Origin of the sequence: Paenibacillus sp. FJAT-26967 (genome assembly GCF_001541095.1) — a bacterium.
Classification (GTDB): Bacteria; Bacillota; Bacilli; order Paenibacillales; family NBRC-103111; genus Paenibacillus_F.
This window is the reverse complement of the sequence record NZ_LMXH01000012.1, coordinates 32,409-50,167: the sequence shown is the minus strand read 5'-3', so window position 1 is coordinate 50,167 and position 17,759 is coordinate 32,409. Positions and strand designations below refer to the sequence as shown.

Here is a 17,759-nt window from a genome sequence, read left to right as displayed (position 1 = left end):
GCTCGCTGTCCGGTCTCAATATTAACGGAACAGACAGCGTACCAGATAAGATAGAGCCGGCAGATAGAGATAGCCATAGAACATGAGATAGTTATAGAAGATAGAGAAGATAATGCGGTAACGATAGGATAGCTTGAGCTTAAGCAGTGCAGAGTGGAAACCAGCCAAGAGCGGCGGGTACATTTGGACGATCGGGGAGTGAGACAAGTGTCGGAGGCTTACAAGAAAGCAGGCGTTGATATCGCGGCCGGTAACGAAGCGGTCGAACGGATGAAGAAGCATGTGAAAAGAACATTCCGTCCTGAAGTATTAACGGGACTGGGCGGCTTCGGTTCTTTGTTCAGCTTGAATAAGGACAAGTATGAAGAGCCTGTGCTCGTGTCGGGTACAGATGGCGTGGGTACGAAGCTCAAAATCGCTTTTGCCATAGACAAGCATGATACAATCGGGATCGATGCGGTCGCCATGTGCGTCAACGATATCGTGGTTCAAGGCGCGGAGCCGCTCTTTTTCCTAGACTATCTGGCCTGTGACAAAGTGGTTCCGGAGAAGATTGAATCCATTGTAAAAGGGATTGCTGATGGCTGCGCGGAATCAGGCTGTTCGCTGATCGGCGGAGAAACGGCGGAAATGCCGGGCATGTATACCAAAGGGGAGTATGACATTGCCGGGTTTACCGTAGGGATTGTCGACAAGAAAAAAATCATCGACGGTTCTACCGTTCGTCCTGGCGACGCGGTTATCGGCCTTGCTTCCAGCGGCGTTCACAGTAATGGGTTCTCGCTGGTGCGAAAGCTGCTTCTCGAAGAGAAAGGGCACGCTTTGACGGATTCGATCGATGAGCTGGGCGGTGTACTCGGCGATGTGCTGCTGGAGCCGACCAAACTGTATGTGAAGCCGGTTCTGGGCATCCTGGATGAAGTTGAAATCAAAGGAGCAGCGCACATTACGGGCGGCGGTTTCCTTGAAAATATTCCACGTACGCTGCCGGATGGCGTAAACGTGAACATTCAATATGGTTCTTGGCCGATTCTGCCTATCTTCTCCCTGATGCAGCGTGAAGGAAATATCTCGAACAATGATATGTTCCGCACGTTCAACATGGGAATCGGGATGGTCATCATCGTGGCTCAGGAAGAGGCGGACAAAGCGCTGGCGATTGCGCGTTCGCATGGACACGAAGCTTACCGGATCGGCGAAGTGACGGAAGGCGATAAGATCGTCACGTTCGACGGAGCGGAGGTTTAAGATGCGCAAGCTGCGGATCGCCGTGTTCGCTTCGGGAAGCGGGTCCAACTTTCAAGCGATCTCGGACGCGGTTCATAACGGGACGCTTGATGCAGACCTCCAGCTGCTCGTCTGTGACCGGCCGCAGGCGCAAGTGGTTCAGAGGGCGAAACAGGCGGATGTGCCTGTTTTCGCTTTTTTACCGAAGACGTATTCGGGCCGGGAAGCTTATGAGAGTGAGATTCTTACTCTATTGAATGAGAAAGAAATTGATCTAATCGTGCTTGCGGGTTATATGCGTATTCTGACGCCTGTGCTTGTGGAGCCCTTCTATGGCCGGATGATCAATATTCATCCTTCGCTGCTGCCTGCTTTTCCTGGTGTGAGAGGGATTGCGCAAGCACTTGAGTACGGTGTGAAGATGACCGGCGTGACCGTTCATTATGTAGACGGGGGCCTCGATTCAGGCCCGATTATTGCCCAGCGCGCAGTGGAAGTGCAGGAAGACGATACCGAAGACAGCTTGGCGGAGCGCATTCATGCGGTCGAGCACGAGCTGCTGCCGCTGGCTATCGGCTGGATTGCAGCGGGAAGAGTCAAGCTGGACGGACGCCGGGTGACCGTGAGTTCATAGGAAGTTAAATCAGGAAGTACAAAACGGATCACAACTAATTATTGCGGATAAATAGGAGGAGAAACTGTGGCAATCAAAAGAGCGTTGATCAGCGTATCGGATAAAACAGGGATCGTGGAATTTGCAGGCGAATTGGCGAAGCTGGGTGTGGAGCTCGTCTCCACAGGCGGAACAAAGACACTGCTTGAGCAGCAGGGAGTGCCCGTTATCGGTATTTCCGATGTAACAGGTTTTCCGGAGATTCTCGATGGACGTGTAAAAACACTGCACCCGGCCGTACACAGCGGCCTGCTGGCGATTCGTGACGATGCGGAGCACCGCAAAGTGATGGAAGAGCTCGGGCTCGGCTACATCGATCTTGTGATTGTAAACCTGTATCCGTTCGCAGAAACCATTGCAAAGCCGGATGTAGAATACGCGGATGCTGTTGAGAACATCGACATTGGCGGACCGACTATGCTGCGTTCCGCAGCTAAGAACCATGCATTCGTCTCCGTAGTGGTGGACGCTGCCGATTATGAAACGGTGCTTGCTGAAGTTCGTGAAGGTTCGGATACCACCCTGGAGACGCGTAAACGTCTGGCAGCGAAAGTATTCCGTCACACCGCGGCTTACGATTCCCTTATCTCTGAATATTTGTCCGCTCAAACGGGCGAAGAATTCCCGGAGCGTTACACCGTTACTTATGAAAAAGTACAGGATCTCCGCTATGGAGAAAATCCTCATCAGAAAGCCGCTTTCTACCGCAAGCCGCTTGCCGGAGCCGGAAGCATTGCTACCGCGGAGCAGCTTCACGGAAAAGAGCTTTCTTACAACAACATCAACGATGCTAATGCAGCTCTGCAAATCGTGAAGGAATTTACGGAGCCGGCTGTGGTAGCGGTTAAGCATATGAACCCTTGCGGCGTCGGAATCGGCAGCACAGTGAAGGAAGCGTACGAGAAAGCCTATGCGGCTGACCCTACCTCTATTTTTGGCGGAATTGTAGCTGCTAACCGCCCGGTTGACGGTGAAACGGCGAAGCTTCTCCACGAAATTTTCCTAGAGATCGTGATCGCGCCGGACTATACCCCGGAAGCGCTTGAGATTCTTCAAGCGAAGAAGAACATCCGTCTGCTTAAGCTCGGCAACATTGCAGGTGCTGAGCGTAAGGCGCTGCCGATGGTTACTTCCGTCGAAGGCGGAATGCTCGTACAGGATAGCGATGTACATGCAATTGCGGAAAGTGACCTTAAGGTAGTAACGGATCGCCAGCCGACCGAGGAAGAGCTGAAGCAGCTTCTTTTTGCCTGGAAGGTTGTGAAGCATGTGAAATCCAACGCTATAATTCTGGTAGCAGACGATATGACAGTCGGTGTTGGCGCTGGTCAAATGAACCGTGTCGGCGCTGCCAAGATCGCAATCGAGCAGGCGGCTGACAAAGCCAAGGGATCGGTACTGGCATCGGACGCATTCTTCCCTATGAGCGATACGCTTGAAATTGCGGCTGCGGCAGGCATTACGGCCATTATTCAACCGGGCGGCTCCATCCGTGATGAAGATTCGATTAAGGTAGCGAATGAAAAAGGCATCGCCATGGTTGTGACAGGCGTTCGTCATTTCAAACACTAAGAGGCGGGAGGTACGACATTATGCGTATTTTGGTTATCGGCCGTGGAGGCCGTGAGCATGCAATCGTATGGTCGCTCCGCAAAAGCCCGAAGGTCACGGCTCTGTTCTGTGCGCCGGGTAACGGCGGAATCGCCGAGCTTGCCGAGTGCGTGCCGATTACGGAGTTTCAGTTTGCGGAAATCGCGGAGTTCGTGCGCGGGAATGCGATTGATCTCGTTGTAGTCGGACCGGACGATCCGCTGTATGAAGGCATTGTGGACTATCTGGAGGAGCATGGCATCCGTGCGTACGGACCTAACCGGGCCGCGGCGGAGATCGAGGGCAGTAAAGTATTTATGAAGCATCTGCTGAAAAAATACGAAGTGCCTACGGCTGCATACGAGGCTTTTGAGGAGTATGAAGCGGCGCTCGCCTACCTGCATAAGCTTGGCGCTCCAATCGTTATCAAAGCGGACGGGCTGGCCGCAGGTAAAGGCGTTATCGTGGCCGCGACTCTGGAAGAGGCCGAGAAGGCTCTGAAAGAGATCATGGTCGACAAGCTGTTCGGCGCATCGGGCAACCGCGTCGTCATCGAAGAGTTCCTGCAGGGGGAAGAGATGTCCCTGCTGGCTTTCGTCGATGGCAATGTAGTCAAGCCGATGTCACCGTCACAGGACCATAAGCCGGTCTTTGACGGCGACAAAGGTCCGAACACCGGAGGCATGGGCACTTATTCGCCTGTACCGCACATCCCGCAGGAGATCGTACAGCAGGCGCTGGATACCATCGTGAAGCCGACGGCTGAAGCGATGGTGAAGGAAGGCCGTCCGTTCCGCGGCGTATTGTACGCGGGACTGATGCTGACCGAGAACGGACCGAAAACGATCGAGTTCAATGCCCGCTTCGGCGATCCGGAGACGCAGGTCATTCTGCCCCGGCTGAAAACCGACCTGCTGGAGATCATTCTCGCGACACTCGAAGGCCGCCTGGCGGACCTGGAGATCGAGTGGAGCGACGAAGCAGCCGTATGCGTCATCCTCGCATCCGGGGGCTACCCGGGCTCGTACCCGAAAGGGCTGCCGATCGAAGGACTGGACGCCGCAGGCGACGCGATCGTATTCCATGCGGGTACGGCGCTTGAGGGCGGCCGCCTGGTCACCAGCGGCGGCCGTGTGCTCGGTGTCACCGCGCTGGGCCAAGGCATCGCAGACGCGCGCGAGAAGGCTTACGCGGCGGCTGAACGCATCACCTTCGAGGGTAAGCAGAATCGTACGGACATTGCCTTGAAAGCTCTGAAGGCTATGAAGTAAAAGCTTCTGGCGGCAGGAATGAGCGGTGTGAGCGAGCGGGATTCCTGTGGAACATGCTGCGCTGCCTCCCAAGGGTAGACATTTTGTCAGGCCCTATTAGCTCATTGCAGCTGAATTTAAAAGTTTGCACGGCTATCAGATAAGATATAGCGTAATTAGAAGCAGGCTACGAATACGGGGAAGGACACTCCCTGCGATAACTAGCTTGCCAACAGGCACACCTAAACATCCCGGGACCATTTGTTGCACAATGGTCCCGGGATGTTTTTTTGGCGTAGAAGCCGACCGGGAAAAGGAGATCATTCGCGGGACGATACGTAGGACGATGCGTAGGACGATGATTATTCTAAGTGATATCTTTAAGTGTTAATGTTTTTTTCTCTTCTTAAGTGTACCTTTATCAAGCCAGTACAGCTGGAGCTCGTTTTTGTGTTTGTAGACATGAAAAACGGCCGCCAATGAACCGAGAATAAGTGCAATGGACACCCAATGATCCGTAATCCAATACCAAGTCTGTTTCATAGAGAGTTCCTCCAAATCCAGATGCGGTTATGCAGCTGCAACGCCGGAAGTCACGAAAACCGCTGATGCGCCCGGACTCTAATATCGCTCCTATTATTGCCTACAGGGGTACCGGTAATCCTTTTTGAAAACCAATGCCTAAGAAATTTAATGTCCTTGTCTCTATTTTGTGACAAATTGTATCAATAATATGAAAAACCTATTTACAAGTTACATTATGTATCGTAAAGTAGAACAGGAAAGATTTGTATTAAGGAGGGCGAGAAATGAAAAAGTTGGTTTATGGTTTGGCAATGATGCTGGCTTTATTCCTGCTTCCTTTGGCGGCTTCAGCGGCATCCATCACTCAGGTTCAGGTTAACAGCAAAACGATCGGTTTATCGGCAGAACCGCAGATTTCAGGAGATACGGCTTATGCCGACCTGAATTCGGTTCTCGGAAGTCTCGGATATACCGTGCAGAACAATGTGTATGGCTCCGGGTATCTGGCTTCCAAAGACGGTTCCAACATCCAATTGGTTCCCGGCTCCAGCTCATTCATCGTAAACGGGGAAACGAAAGAGGCGGGGGCATCCGTTGTGAGCAGCGGAAGCACGCCACAGCTTAATCTGAAAGCTTTTGCAAGTTTGACAGGACGACAATTGAAAGTAAACTCCGAAGCAGGCCTTATTTCGCTCAATGATACTTTGCAAACAAGCGTCCTCGAAACACTTTACACTGGTACGCTGACAAAGGAGACATCTTCAAAAGCCAGAGCGGTCTTAAGTTCAACCGGGTATACGGGCTTCATTACCATTTATTATCCGGATGGAAAGAAATTTTATGAAGGCGACATGGTGAACAGCAAATTCGAAGGCAACGGAAAATATTACGATTGTTTCGGAACTCTCCGTTATGAGGGGAAATGGAAAGATAACAAGTTTGACGGGAACGGTAAGTCATACTATGAAGACTCACATCCGGAATACGACGGGAAATGGAAAGCGGGCCTTAAACAGGGATACGGCGTGTATAACTGGACATGGGAGCCTTGCCCGGGCATTCCCGATAATGTGAGCGGCTACAATAAGTACACCGGATTCTTCAATAATGACGAATTCAATGGAGTAGGCCGCATTAAATGGGCGGACGGCAGCCGCTTCGAAGGTAACTTCATAAATGGAGTGATTCAATGCGGGGGCACTTTCCACTGGACGGATGGCTGGAAGTACATCGGCATGTACAAAGACGGTCTGCGTCATGGCTATGGTACGGAATATGATCCAAACGGAACGATCATTTATGAAGGTGAGTTTAAGAACAGTGTAGCAGAAGGCTATGGCCGTTTGTATGACTGCGATGGCAACCTCGTTTATGAAGGAGAATTTGTAAACGGGCAGCCTGCCGGTTCCGTTAACTCTGTATCGGCTACAGATTTGGAAGAGCATGCACAGCCTGAATTTGAAAAGACTTTGGCAGAACAGCAATAAGAACATAGTGTCAGTAACCGGCAGCTCCTTTTGGAGCGCCGGTTTTTTTGATGCGGGAAGTAAGGGGAGGAATTGTATAGCACAGTTGCGGGAATGAAGGACAAGTAATGATAGGCAGTGAAAAGAAAATTACAGGCCTATGCATATGGGAGAATGGTGTCGCTGCTTTCCTGCGAAAATGATTCTGATCTGCCGATGTGCCCAAGCAGGTTGCTCGCTCTGCTACTCCAAAAACCGCCGGCGAAGTTCTGGCGTCGGCATCATGCACTGCTCCCGCTGCCCGAACCAGCGGTAGCGGTTGCGTGCAACCCAGCGGTATACCGCGTCACGGAGCGGCTTCGGTACGGCGATGAAGCCGTACAGCAGCGGCCACGGGTACCGCAGGCGGCGCAGCACACGCAGTCCGGCGGTGGACTGCATGTAAGCGCGGTTTCCTTCGACAAGTACGAACGTGTCGAAGGAAACCGCGGGGAGGTCGTGCCGGGCAAGCAGCCTCTGCCCGGCGTCCGACTGCAGCGCCGCGAAGCGGACCCGCCCATGCGGGTCGCGGCGGATGGTAAACATGACGGCGGAATTGCACAAGTTGCAGACGCCGTCGAACAAAACAACGGGCCCGTCCATATCCGGGCCCGCGGTATGGCTGCGCATCCCGATCACCTGCCATTCTTGTTCCTGTGGAATACGTATCTATTCCTCTAGTATACCACAGCGGCATGGCAGGGAGCGCAGAGGGCTTTGCGCAGGAGCCAGCACAGCTGCGGCTAAAGTCCGGGAACAGTGATGCCGCAGATACAGCGAGGAGGGAGCGGGCGCAGCACAGCCGCCTCCGGGGCTGCTGCATATGCAGGTATGCTGGCTGATTGACACTACGGGCAGGCAAGTGTGAACAGAGCAGCTCTGCACGAACAGGATAAAAGGATCAGCGAACCCGTTCTCCATTCAAAACTGACAACGAGTGATTGAAGTTCTGAAGGCCGAGGCCTTCTTGGCTGGATGCGCTTCGGCACCCGAATCTCCACAGAAAGGAAGTGATCCGGCCACACCTTCCGATACGGATACCTTGTTACGACTAAGATATGGCTCTGCATGACGGCGCTGACGCCAAAGGCCTTTAATGCCTGACGAAAAGGCCGCAGCTGCGGCCTCTTCTAAAATTTCTTCCCCGGCAAAGCCTTCTCAAGCCTGCTTCATCCCCTACCGCCGGGACCTGCGGGAACGCCGGCGGGACGTGCGTTTACTCCGGTAAACAGTCGAAGTGCTTTTACGATTAGTGCGGCGGCTCTTTTTCTTCTTCCTTCTGCGTTTCGTGGCGGAAGCCGTTTCTTTGGTTGCCGCTTTGGCACCGAAGCCGCTGAACATCAGCTTGAGCATCGGAGCGAATTGCTGGACCGAGCCTACGAATTTCTGTACCTTACCCATGGTGCCGATGACACCCTCGATTCCGCCCATGCGGTCAACAATGCCTTTGATCTGGTTGAAATTCATGTTGCCTAGAAGGCCGGCGGCACCGCCGCCGGTACTCGCTGCTGCCTGCGTGGTCTGCTGAACAGCCGGGAGGTTACTGCCGCCAGGGAAGAAGTCGGAGTAGGTCGGCCCCCCCGGCTGAAATCCGCCACCGCCAGGGAAGCCCCCTTCACCGCCTCCAAAGCCTCCTCCGGGGAAGCCCCCGCCTTGAAACGGAGCTCCCTGACCTCCGCCAGGTCCCGGTGAAAACAGACTTCTTGTATGCACCTCCGGCTGTTGGCCGTATATCGGATATTGGGAGTTCACTTTCATTCACGATCCTTTGCATCAGGATTTACTAGTACAGCGTATGTGATAGGCAAACGTTTGGTTTGGACGGATGTCACGGGTCGGGGAAAATGCCACGGTCAAAAACACAGTCACGGTTTAAGGCGGTGACGCATAAAAATTTTACAGTTTTGCATTTCTAAAGGAAGGATATTATAATGAATCTGTCGAAGAAGTAAACACAGTTCTAATTAGTTGGATAGAGAATGTAATTCTAGGGGTTGAAATGATGCAGCTGAAAAAACTTAACGATAAAGCGATCGACCAGCTTTTCGAGGCGATCCTTACTTTGAAAGATTTAGAAGAATGCTATACATTTTTTGATGATCTGTGTACGGTCAACGAGATTCAATCGCTGTCCCAGCGTCTTGAAGTAGCCCGTATGCTTCGCAAGGGATGCACGTATAATCAGATCGAAGCAGAGACTGGTGCAAGTACGGCAACCATTTCACGCGTAAAACGCTGCCTGAACTACGGCAATGACGGTTATGTGCTGACGCTGGACAGATTGAACCGCTAATACCGGAGCAATTAACCGGCAGGGCATACCGGCCTCTACCTTTTCTATTCAAAGGAATGGCCATATGTGAGTGAGGCTCGCGACTCTAGACTTCGCGGACTATTACCAGGTAGCCGGAGCTCCTCAAGAAGCTGCGGGACTGCATAGAGGAACGATAAGCGGCAGATAGTGCATGCGGCCGTACTTTCCAAAGACGCGGTTATTCTACGCAGAGAACTACTTTGTACAGCATAGCGTTCTTGTAGAATGTAGCCGGAAACCTTTAAGACCGGGTTTGCTTTTATTTATAAGCTGCCATCTATAGTTTTTGCCTAACTGCTTATTGGTTTAGGTTATGAAGAAGCGGCCTTTCGTATAGGACGGGACAGCGCACTTACTTGACTTGCTGCATGGATGATCCAATCTTTTTAAGGATGGAGATCAGCGTGCGCTGAAGACTTTTTATACAATCTAATAAGCTCCGGATGGTTTGTAAGTCTTACAGCCTGAAGGACAGAGAGCCGATATTTTGTATGGGCTTCTGGAGATGGATGATGCAACACGGACCTTCTTTTCGCGAGAGCGATGCCACACATAGACGAATCCCTTCTTTACACCCGTAAAGGGGGATTTTTCCTGTTTATTGACAGACGGGTTCAGTTTGGGTAGCATGAAATCAGGATTCAAACCGGAGCGGAGTGAAGACCATGCGGAAGTATGGAGTACTTGTTATCAGTCATGGCTCCCGGAGTCCCGAATGGGTTCAGCTCGTGGATGAAGCCGTGGCTGGCATGCATGTGCCGGACGGCATACCGGTGTTCGGTTCTTATCTGGAGCTTGTGGACGGAAGATTGATCGGGGACGGCATTACATGGCTGGAGAATCAGAATGTTACCGATCTGATCGTGGTTCCGTTATTCGTATCGGCAGGGAGTACGCATCTCGATGAAATCGCGTATGCGCTCGGGGTCAAGCCGGAGCCGCAGCTGCCGACGGATCTGGAGCCTTTTGCTATTCGGGCACAGATGCATATGTTGTCTCCGATGGATGAGGACGCAGATCTGCTGGCAGAGATGGTGTATGAGAAAATAAGCGGCTTATCGGACAACCCGGAGCGGGAAATTGTCCTGCTGATCGGGCATGGCAGCGTGGAGAAGCATTTTCATCTGGCCTGGCGGAGAAGTCTGGAGCGGATCGCAGAACAGCTGAAGAAGATTGGCGGCTTCGGCGAAGCCGATATTGCGATGCTGCTGCCGGACCAGACGAAGCGGAAGATGACCTGGTGGCACAAGCATAAACCGCAGCATGCGGTGATTATTGCGCCGCTTTTTTTGAGTGAGGGCTATTTTACCAAACAGGTTATTCCTGCAAGGCTGCAGGGGTACGACTACCGATATAACGGGCAATCTATATTGCCGAGTCCGAAGGTCAGCCAGTGGCTGGAGCGGCAGGTTGCTCTATTCTATAAACAGGTACATTATGAGCAAAAAGGTGATAAAGAGAATGGCCAAACGTGCTAGATTGATCTATAATCCTACTTCGGGTCGGGAAGAAATGCGCAAGCGCCTGCCGGAAATTCTGCAGCGTCTTGAAAAAGGCGGCTTCGAAACGTCTACCCATGCAACGATTGGCGAGGGAGATGCGCTGATGGCTGCTTCCCAGGCCGCGGAACGGGAATTCGATCTTATTATTGCTGCAGGCGGAGACGGTACGCTGTATGAAGTGGTGAACGGAATTGCCGAGAAACCGAACAGGCCGCCTATCGGTATTTTGCCGCTCGGGACGACGAATGACTTTGCCCGGGCTCTGAACATTCCGCGTGACTGGGAAGATGCGTGCAATCTCATTGTCCGTAACTATACAAGGCCGATTGATGTCGGCAAAGTGAATCAGAAGTACTTCATTAATATTGCGGGCGGCGGCTCCATGACGGAGCTGACCTACGAGGTTCCGAGCAAACTTAAGACGATGATCGGCCACCTTGCTTATTATGTAAAAGGACTCGAAATGCTGCCGCGCCTGCGTCCGATCGAGATGTCTTTAAAGTGCGATGAAATGGAGATTCATGAGGAAGTAATGCTTTTTCTCGTGGCGAACAGCAACTCTGTCGGCGGTTTTGAGAAGCTTGCGATGGATGCGAGCCTGAACGACGGGCTTTTTGATGTGATTGTACTCAAAAAGTGCAACTTGGCAGAGTTTATCAAAGTCGCATCTATGGCGCTAAGAGGCGAGCACACGAACGATCCGAACGTGCTTTACTTCCAGACGAAGAAGCTTGAAATTACTTCGCACGACTATGTCCAGCTCAATCTGGACGGCGAACTCGGCGGCACTCTGCCGGCGGTGTTTACGAACCTTCAATCGCATATCAACATCATTGTAGACGAATCCGGACTATCGACATATAAACATCAACGCAAATAGGGAGTTAGTATAATGAACAAAAATAATCGGCGGAGCAGTTCGACGTCGGGTCACAAGCGCGCCGGCGGGGCAGGCAAGCCCCGCGGCGGGTCGGTTGAGCAGGGCAGTAAGCGCAGTGCGGCTCGTGTTGAACGAGAGCAGCGGTCCGGCTTGAGCGGAGAAAGGGCTGCGTTTGGCGGCGGGCAGAGTGAAGTGAACAGCGCGCAGACAGGGCAGGGCCGTAAAGGCGCTGCCCGGCATGCTTCTGGCGGCAGTAAGCGTGCCGGGCGGGAACAGCAGGCAACGGGTGGCAGCGGCAAACGTCCGGCCCATACAGCACTGGCTGGTCTGCCCGTGGAGAAGAATGGCGAGTATACCGCTGAGATTATCGGTATTGGACATGACGGAGAAGGGGTGGGCCGCGTTGACGGCTTTACCCTTTTTATCCCTGGTGCCCTGCCGGGCGAGCGGGTAAGAGTTAAAGTTCTTAAGCTGAAAAAGCAGTTTGGCTACGCCAAGCTGCTCGAAGTGCAGAAAGCGAGCCCGGACCGTGTCGGGCCTCCTTGCCCGATCTATGACCAATGCGGAGGCTGTCAGCTCCAGCATCTGGACTATGCGGCGCAGCTGGAAGTGAAGCGTCAGCTGGTTGTAGATAACCTGGAGCGGATCGGAAAGCTTAAGGTAGCGGATCGCACGGGCGGCGTGGTTGGTGCTGCAGATCGTTATTCGGGAGATTACCGGATGGTTAAAGATGCCGGGCAGCCAGCGGACGCTGGGTTAGGGATACCGGAGAGCCAGATTCTAAACGAAGATGTGCTGGAATCTGCGGAGGTTGGCAAAGGTATGGATACTGCCGGAAGTGCTGTCAGTGCTATCAACGAGGCTGATGACAGTGTGGGTGAGGGTGCCTATGCTAATAATACCGGCGATGCTGACCTATACACAGGTATGGCTGGTTCACAGGGTTCGCTAAGAAGCAGAGAACTGCAGCCATTGCAGGATACGGAGTTTGTGGATGCAGCATCTCTGCTGGATAGTGCAGGTGACGGGGATACCGAGATTTTGACGCAAGATGGGGCTGGACATGAGGCTGTTTTTGCCGGGACAGAAGGCATTGTGGTGTATCCGACTATTGGAATGGACGACCCATGGCGTTACCGTAACAAAGCTCAGGTGCCGTTCGGAGAAGAGCAGGGCGGTCTTGTCGGAGGCTTCTATGCACAAGGCAGCCACCGCATCATTGATATGGAAGCTTGTCTGATCCAGCATTCCAATAACGATGAAGTCATTGCGAAGGTGAAAGAAATCGGCCGCAGGCTGGGAATTCGCGCCTACCGTGAGGAGACACATGAAGGACTGCTTCGCCATGTTGTCGTTAAGGTAGGCTTCCGCACAGGCGAAATTATGGTCGTGCTGATCACCAACGGCGAAGAAATTCCGCGCGCTGCGGAGTGGATCAGGGAGATTCGCGCCGCGATACCAGGCGTAGCAAGCATCTGCCAGAACGTGAACACCGGAAGAACCAACGTCATCTTCGGACGGACGACGCGTGTGCTCTGGGGCCAAGAGGTCATCTACGATTACATCGGGGATGTGAAATTCGCCATCTCGGCCCGCTCGTTCTTCCAGGTCAACCCGGTTCAAACCGAGGCGCTGTATGGCAAAGCGCTCGAATATGCCGGGCTGACCGGCGGAGAAACCGTGGTCGATGCGTACTGCGGCATCGGCACCATTTCGCTCTTCTTGGCGAAGCATGCCAAGAAGGTGTACGGCGTCGAGATCGTGCCGGAGGCGATCGAAGACGCGAAGCGCAACGCGCTGCTGAACGGCATCAGCAACGCGGAGTTCGCCGTGGGAGGAGCGGAAGACGTCCTCCCCGAGTGGCAGCGCGCGGGCGTCCGCCCCGACGTGATCGTCGTCGATCCGCCCCGCAAGGGCTGCGACGAGCGGCTGCTGGACACGATCCTCCAGCTCCGTCCGGAGCGGGTCGTGTACGTGTCCTGCAACGCCTCCACCCTCGCGCGCGATTTGCGCGTGCTGGAGGATGGGGGGTACCGCACCGTCTGCGTGCAGCCGGTGGATATGTTCCCGCATACGACACATATAGAGAGCGTTTGTTCCTTGATTTATAAGGGTTTTGAGTGAGTGGAGAAGGTTGTTGGGGACGAAATGGGACGGAAAGCTTATTTCCGTCCCTGTTTTCGTAATAAAATTGTTTCGAATTTGTCAGCTGTGTTTTACGCTCCCGAAGAAGGATTGAATACAAGAAGGAAAAGAAAAGACGCTGGGATGAACACTATCCCAACGTCCTTTGATTGATTGCGTGGTTATATTACGAATAGGTTTTCAAACTTAACGGCAGTGGTTTTGGTCTATGGAACGGAAGAAAAGGCATAGGCATTATCCCTCGTGTGTCAGTTATAGACGATTATTGCCTGTTTGTGAAGCAAACTTGTCTGCAGTGATGAGCCATATAAACCTCCAAGTTGTTGTTGGCGGCGGCTTTTATTGATTTCTTTTTGCCTGCTTAATGAAATTTGTTATTTTCTCCATTGTACTCTCAAAGTCATTCATAACCTCGTGTTCCCATACTCGTAAAACAAGCCATCCTGATTTTGAATAGTAATTATTAACATCATTATCTCTGCCAACATTCCTCTGGAGTTTTTTCTCCCAGTATTCTACATTTGAACTCGGCTTTTTTCCGTGTATTGGACAGGAATGCCAAAAGCAAGAATCAATGAAAATGACTAATTTATACTTTTGGATGGCGATGTCAGGATTGCCCATGAGCTTTCTAACGTTTCTTCTGAATCTGAACCCTTTATTCCATAATTCCTTTGTAACCTTGCTTTCCAATGTAGAGCCCGAAGAACGTATTGCCTTCATATTCTTCGAACGTTGTTCTTGTGTAAACATATCCGCCATAAAATCCTCCAAGATAAATCGTTTTTGTCTTAATGTATAGTCCTATTACATTAGAATGAGAATCTAGGGTCGATAATTTCCCGTTGACTACAAGGACTTTCGACCCTATTGTCGAATTGGAATAATTAGGACCAGAATAAAATACAAGGTATAAAAACGTACATTAGCAACACTCATGAGTGTTTTGGGACATTGATTGTAATTGCCTCGGCGGTATGAAAGTGAAGTTGTTAACTTTTTTATTATTACAGGAAGATAGTCCGGAGTGGATACTGTACTGTTTTGACGGCACCTATTCGGGAAGGTCCAAATATTACAATCAATGTCGAAAATCAGAGTAAACGCAAAGGAGTATTTAAATGAAATTGTTATATTCTAATATATTGCCCCTTAGTGTACCCGAAGGTCAAGAAACATTTATTGACTGTTTTAATGAGCAAATTGCAAAATCAGATCGTATTGAGATTGCGGTTGGGTACGTATCGCGTGCTGCATTAGAAGAACTAGACAATCTGGTTGAAGAACATAATTTAACTAACATATGTCTTAATATTGGTATGTACTTCACCGAAGGAATGCCTGAAGGAACTTATAATATTGCGCTTGAGCTGGATAAGAAATGGAAAGAGGCTGGTATTGGCGAAATTAGGATTGTAAAAGTACTTAAGTACCATGGTAAATTATACTGCTTTTATCAAGAAGGAACCGCTTTTTCCGCTATCATTGGTTCTGCAAACTTAGGAGCAATCAAAATGGAGGCCAGTAATCGCCGACAGTATGAAATTTCATCGATTACTGACGATTCTACTGAATGCAGAGAAATCGCAGAGTTTATAGATAAGCTTAAAGAACAGAATTGTTCTTCTAATATTGCCTCCATAGTAGGAATGCCGCTAATTAGAGAAGTTAATACATCGCTTAGCGGCATCGACAAAGTAACGCAAATTCCTCAAACGGGTGTACAGCTTTATGAAAAACATAAAACAGAAGTTTCATTTGTGTTGCCGTTAAAAGTCCCGGCTTACGATGAGCGGCAAATGGATGATGGCAAGCATTTTACGAAATCAAATATTAACGTTTGCTATGCAGCACCACGTAGTAGGAGAAAATCCCGTGATTGGTATGAAATCCAACTGACTGTCAGTAAAGAGATTACCCGCTCTGTAGGATACCCTGAAAAGAACAAAGCCTTTTTTGTTGTTACCGATGACGGTTATTGGTTTAAGGCTCATACCACAAGTGATGGCAATAAACAGTTCAGTGCCGTTGGTGATGAGCTTATTCTTGGTCGTTGGATTAAAGGCAGACTTGCGGCTGCAGGACTTGTAACACCTGTTAACGATACCCAAGCTGATATAGATCGAAAAGGAATGATTACTAAAGAAATGTTGCAAGCATATGGTTGCGATAGCCTTGTCCTTTCCAAAACTGACCAAAAAGCTTTGGACGAAGAGGGAGCTGAGCTTGATGTGTGGGTTTTATCGTTCGAAACCACAACTTTGATTGAATGAGAGGGGCGGCTATGCAATACTTAAAAACATACCTTCAAAAGATTACAGATCGAGGCAATGTAAAATTGGCAGAGTCCATTGCTAAAACTGCTGAAGATATTGGCAATCAACATATTCGCAATTTCTCATTTATAAGTCATGAAATTGGTCTGTTGTTTGGCAATGTACAGTCTGGAAAAACCGGTCAAATGTTTGGTATCATGTGTAAAGCTACTGACTTCGGTTTTCCAGCATTTATCTTGCTCACAACGGACAATGTTGTTTTACAGCAACAAACATTGGATCGCCTCAGAGACGACTTGGATGGTTTCTGTATCTGCGGTGAAAACGATTCTGGTTTATTTATTGAAAATAGCCTTGTTAAGCCAGCAATTGTTGTTCTAAAGAAAAATGCAAGAGTACTAAGATTGTGGGCGAATGTATTTAATTCAACTGGCTTTATGAAGGGCAACCCTTTATTCATCGTTGACGATGAGGCGGATGCGGCTTCATTGAATACACTTGTAAACCGCAACGGTCAGTCATCGATTAATAAATATTTGGATTCTATAAAGAATGGGGCATCAAGCAGTTTGTATCTACAAGTTACTGCTACCCCTCAAGCGATCTTATTACAGACAAGAGTTTCCGAATGGCATCCATATTTTTCATACTACTTCCGTCCAGGCGATGGCTATTTAGGCGGAAATTTTTTCTTCCCGAATACTGGAAAGCCTGAATGCATTAATTATCTTGAGACAATTAATCGACCAACGCGAAACGTTGTTATACGCCACCTTGCTGTCTCAGCGCAGATAATGGCGACCGGCGGCAAAGTATCAAATTGCCTTGTACATCCGAGTGTTCGTCAAGCTGTCCACCAACGTTTTGCAAACGATGTAATAAAAGAACTTGGTTGGTGTGTTGAACACATTAATGATGATTTTATATCTGAATTGCAAGTTCAGTATGCTTCTTTAGCACCCGAGAAAAGCGGAAAACTTCCGTTTGACGATATCTACAAGATTACCAAGGAATTGTTGGTGAATAAGGATATAAAAATCCTCGTGATGAACGGAAAAACAGACGTTGAAAGATCAGAGTATGAACGAGGCTGTAATATTGTTATAGGAGGAAATACCCTTGGCCGGGGTGTCACCTTCCCTGGATTGCAGACTATTTACTATACAAGAACAAGTAAAAAACCGCAAGCTGACACTATGTGGCAACATAGTCGAATGTTCGGTTATGACAGAGATCCCGGCATGATGAAGATATTTATAGAAGAACAACTTTATAAATTGTTTTCTGATATCAACGCCACTAATAATTCTATCATCGCTCAGATAGAGCGAGGTATTAATGATATAAAAATCTATTATCCAATCGGAATTAATCCAACAAGAAAAAATGTGCTTGATAATAAACATGTAGAGGTTATCTCTGGAGGGACAAACTATTATCCGTTTGATCCAGATAATGATTCCATTGAGGGCATTACAAAGCTATTAGAGCCTTTTTCTGATGATGAGCCTCACTATCAGGTGAATTTGAGATTTATTAAGGAGATATTGTCACATATTATTCCTAGTGTTGATTTTAAGCTGGATGCTTTCCTTTCTGTCATTGACACTATTCTATCGGAACAACCAGCAGGACAGGGGATTTTAATAGTTCGCAGAGAAAGAAATGTAGCACAGGGAACAGGTGCTTTATTGTCCCCAAATGACTGGAAACTTGGTGGCACATTCCTCGACAAAATAGTCCTTACCATGTACCAAGTCACAGGAACTAAGGGTTGGGGCGGTAAAGCTCTTTGGGTGCCCAATATTAAACTTCCTCACGACACCATGTATTATGATGTGATTGAGGATACTACAGAAGCTTAAGGGGGGA

At 49.9% G+C, this 17,759-nt stretch carries 15 protein-coding genes; 11 read left to right on the top strand and 4 right to left on the bottom strand.

Annotation, left to right across the window (positions count from 1 at the left end; all coding sequences use genetic code 11):
- The first annotated feature begins 207 nt into the window (after positions 1–207).
- The 4 genes from purM (at position 208) to purD (ending at position 4,761) form a co-directional block, all read left to right on the top strand.
- A complete protein-coding gene (gene purM / locus AR333_RS23245; RefSeq protein WP_068777749.1) occupies positions 208–1,248 on the top strand; it encodes a phosphoribosylformylglycinamidine cyclo-ligase in 1,041 nt (346 codons plus the stop codon).
- 1 nt (position 1,249) lies between these two features.
- Positions 1,250–1,861 (top strand): phosphoribosylglycinamide formyltransferase, encoded by a 612-nt coding sequence (purN, locus tag AR333_RS23240; protein WP_068777748.1) that lies wholly within the window; start codon positions 1,250–1,252, stop codon positions 1,859–1,861.
- 66 nt (positions 1,862–1,927) lie between these two features.
- Positions 1,928–3,472, top strand: coding sequence for a bifunctional phosphoribosylaminoimidazolecarboxamide formyltransferase/IMP cyclohydrolase (gene purH / locus AR333_RS23235; RefSeq protein ID WP_068777747.1), 1,545 nt, complete (start codon positions 1,928–1,930; stop codon positions 3,470–3,472).
- Positions 3,473–3,492: 20 nt separating this feature from the next.
- Positions 3,493–4,761: a phosphoribosylamine--glycine ligase gene (purD, locus tag AR333_RS23230; RefSeq protein ID WP_068777746.1), complete on the top strand. Its 1,269-nt coding sequence runs from the start codon at positions 3,493–3,495 to the stop codon at positions 4,759–4,761.
- Positions 4,762–5,127: 366 nt separating this feature from the next.
- On the opposite strand, the gene AR333_RS25100 is transcribed toward purD, so the two are convergent.
- Positions 5,128–5,283 carry a hypothetical protein gene (locus AR333_RS25100; RefSeq protein ID WP_172798926.1) on the bottom strand — a complete coding sequence of 52 codons (156 nt, stop codon included), beginning with the start codon at positions 5,281–5,283 and terminating at the stop codon, positions 5,128–5,130.
- Between the two features lie 266 nt (positions 5,284–5,549).
- Here AR333_RS25100 and AR333_RS23225 point away from each other — a divergent pair, with 266 nt between their 5' ends.
- Entirely contained in the window at positions 5,550–6,752 is a 1,203-nt protein-coding gene (locus AR333_RS23225; RefSeq protein ID WP_084783997.1) for an MORN repeat-containing protein, read from the top strand.
- Positions 6,753–6,974: 222 nt separating this feature from the next.
- Here the strand turns inward: AR333_RS23225 and AR333_RS24435 are convergent, their stop codons facing one another.
- Together AR333_RS24435 and AR333_RS24830 are read right to left on the bottom strand one after the other, a co-directional pair.
- Positions 6,975–7,400 carry a thiol-disulfide oxidoreductase DCC family protein gene (locus AR333_RS24435; RefSeq protein WP_084783995.1) on the bottom strand — a complete coding sequence of 142 codons (426 nt, stop codon included), beginning with the start codon at positions 7,398–7,400 and terminating at the stop codon, positions 6,975–6,977.
- Positions 7,401–7,946: 546 nt separating this feature from the next.
- Positions 7,947–8,528, bottom strand: coding sequence for an aminotransferase (locus AR333_RS24830; protein ID WP_253735957.1), 582 nt, complete (start codon positions 8,526–8,528; stop codon positions 7,947–7,949).
- A gap of 244 nt (positions 8,529–8,772) precedes the next feature.
- On the opposite strand from AR333_RS24830, the gene AR333_RS23210 reads away from it, so the two are divergent.
- The 4 genes from AR333_RS23210 (at position 8,773) to rlmD (ending at position 13,590) form a co-directional block, all read left to right on the top strand.
- On the top strand, positions 8,773–9,063 hold the full coding sequence (locus AR333_RS23210) for a YerC/YecD family TrpR-related protein (protein WP_068777744.1): 291 nt from the start codon (positions 8,773–8,775) through the stop codon (positions 9,061–9,063).
- A gap of 686 nt (positions 9,064–9,749) precedes the next feature.
- The gene (locus AR333_RS23205; protein WP_068777743.1) at positions 9,750–10,562 is read left to right on the top strand and encodes a sirohydrochlorin chelatase; all 813 of its coding nucleotides are present in this window, start codon (positions 9,750–9,752) and stop codon (positions 10,560–10,562) included.
- A complete protein-coding gene (locus AR333_RS23200; protein ID WP_068777742.1) occupies positions 10,546–11,466 on the top strand; it encodes a diacylglycerol kinase in 921 nt (306 codons plus the stop codon). Before AR333_RS23205 ends, AR333_RS23200 begins: the two co-directional genes overlap by 17 nt.
- 12 nt (positions 11,467–11,478) lie before the next feature.
- Positions 11,479–13,590 carry a 23S rRNA (uracil(1939)-C(5))-methyltransferase RlmD gene (gene rlmD, locus AR333_RS23195; protein ID WP_253735956.1) on the top strand — a complete coding sequence of 704 codons (2,112 nt, stop codon included), beginning with the start codon at positions 11,479–11,481 and terminating at the stop codon, positions 13,588–13,590.
- A 360-nt stretch (positions 13,591–13,950) separates the two neighbouring features.
- Here rlmD and AR333_RS23190 read toward each other — a convergent pair whose 3' ends face one another.
- A complete protein-coding gene (locus AR333_RS23190) occupies positions 13,951–14,373 on the bottom strand; it encodes a very short patch repair endonuclease (RefSeq protein WP_068777741.1) in 423 nt (140 codons plus the stop codon).
- 359 nt (positions 14,374–14,732) lie between these two features.
- Here AR333_RS23190 and AR333_RS23185 point away from each other — a divergent pair, with 359 nt between their 5' ends.
- Together AR333_RS23185 and AR333_RS23180 are read left to right on the top strand one after the other, a co-directional pair.
- Entirely contained in the window at positions 14,733–15,884 is a 1,152-nt protein-coding gene (locus tag AR333_RS23185) for a restriction endonuclease PLD domain-containing protein (RefSeq protein WP_068777740.1), read from the top strand.
- A gap of 11 nt (positions 15,885–15,895) precedes the next feature.
- Positions 15,896–17,752, top strand: coding sequence for a Z1 domain-containing protein (locus AR333_RS23180; RefSeq protein ID WP_068777739.1), 1,857 nt, complete (start codon positions 15,896–15,898; stop codon positions 17,750–17,752).
- Positions 17,753–17,759 lie beyond the last annotated feature (7 nt).

Bases quoted from the DNA above. Each gene is read 5' to 3' on its own strand.
- purN (WP_068777748.1), top strand. From the start codon at position 1,250: ATGCGCAAGCTGCGGATCGCCGTGTTCGCTTCGGGAAGCGGGTCCAAC.
- purD (WP_068777746.1), top strand. From the start codon at position 3,493: ATGCGTATTTTGGTTATCGGCCGTGGAGGCCGTGAGCATGCAATCGTA.
- AR333_RS25100 (WP_172798926.1), bottom strand. From the start codon at position 5,283: ATGAAACAGACTTGGTATTGGATTACGGATCATTGGGTGTCCATTGCA.
- AR333_RS23225 (WP_084783997.1), top strand. From the start codon at position 5,550: ATGAAAAAGTTGGTTTATGGTTTGGCAATGATGCTGGCTTTATTCCTG.
- AR333_RS24435 (WP_084783995.1), bottom strand. From the start codon at position 7,400: ATGCGCAGCCATACCGCGGGCCCGGATATGGACGGGCCCGTTGTTTTG.
- AR333_RS24830 (WP_253735957.1), bottom strand. From the start codon at position 8,528: ATGAAAGTGAACTCCCAATATCCGATATACGGCCAACAGCCGGAGGTG.
- AR333_RS23210 (WP_068777744.1), top strand. From the start codon at position 8,773: ATGCAGCTGAAAAAACTTAACGATAAAGCGATCGACCAGCTTTTCGAG.
- AR333_RS23205 (WP_068777743.1), top strand. From the start codon at position 9,750: ATGCGGAAGTATGGAGTACTTGTTATCAGTCATGGCTCCCGGAGTCCC.
- AR333_RS23200 (WP_068777742.1), top strand. From the start codon at position 10,546: ATGGCCAAACGTGCTAGATTGATCTATAATCCTACTTCGGGTCGGGAA.
- rlmD (WP_253735956.1), top strand. From the start codon at position 11,479: ATGAACAAAAATAATCGGCGGAGCAGTTCGACGTCGGGTCACAAGCGC.
- AR333_RS23190 (WP_068777741.1), bottom strand. From the start codon at position 14,373: ATGGCGGATATGTTTACACAAGAACAACGTTCGAAGAATATGAAGGCA.
- AR333_RS23185 (WP_068777740.1), top strand. From the start codon at position 14,733: ATGAAATTGTTATATTCTAATATATTGCCCCTTAGTGTACCCGAAGGT.
- AR333_RS23180 (WP_068777739.1), top strand. From the start codon at position 15,896: ATGCAATACTTAAAAACATACCTTCAAAAGATTACAGATCGAGGCAAT.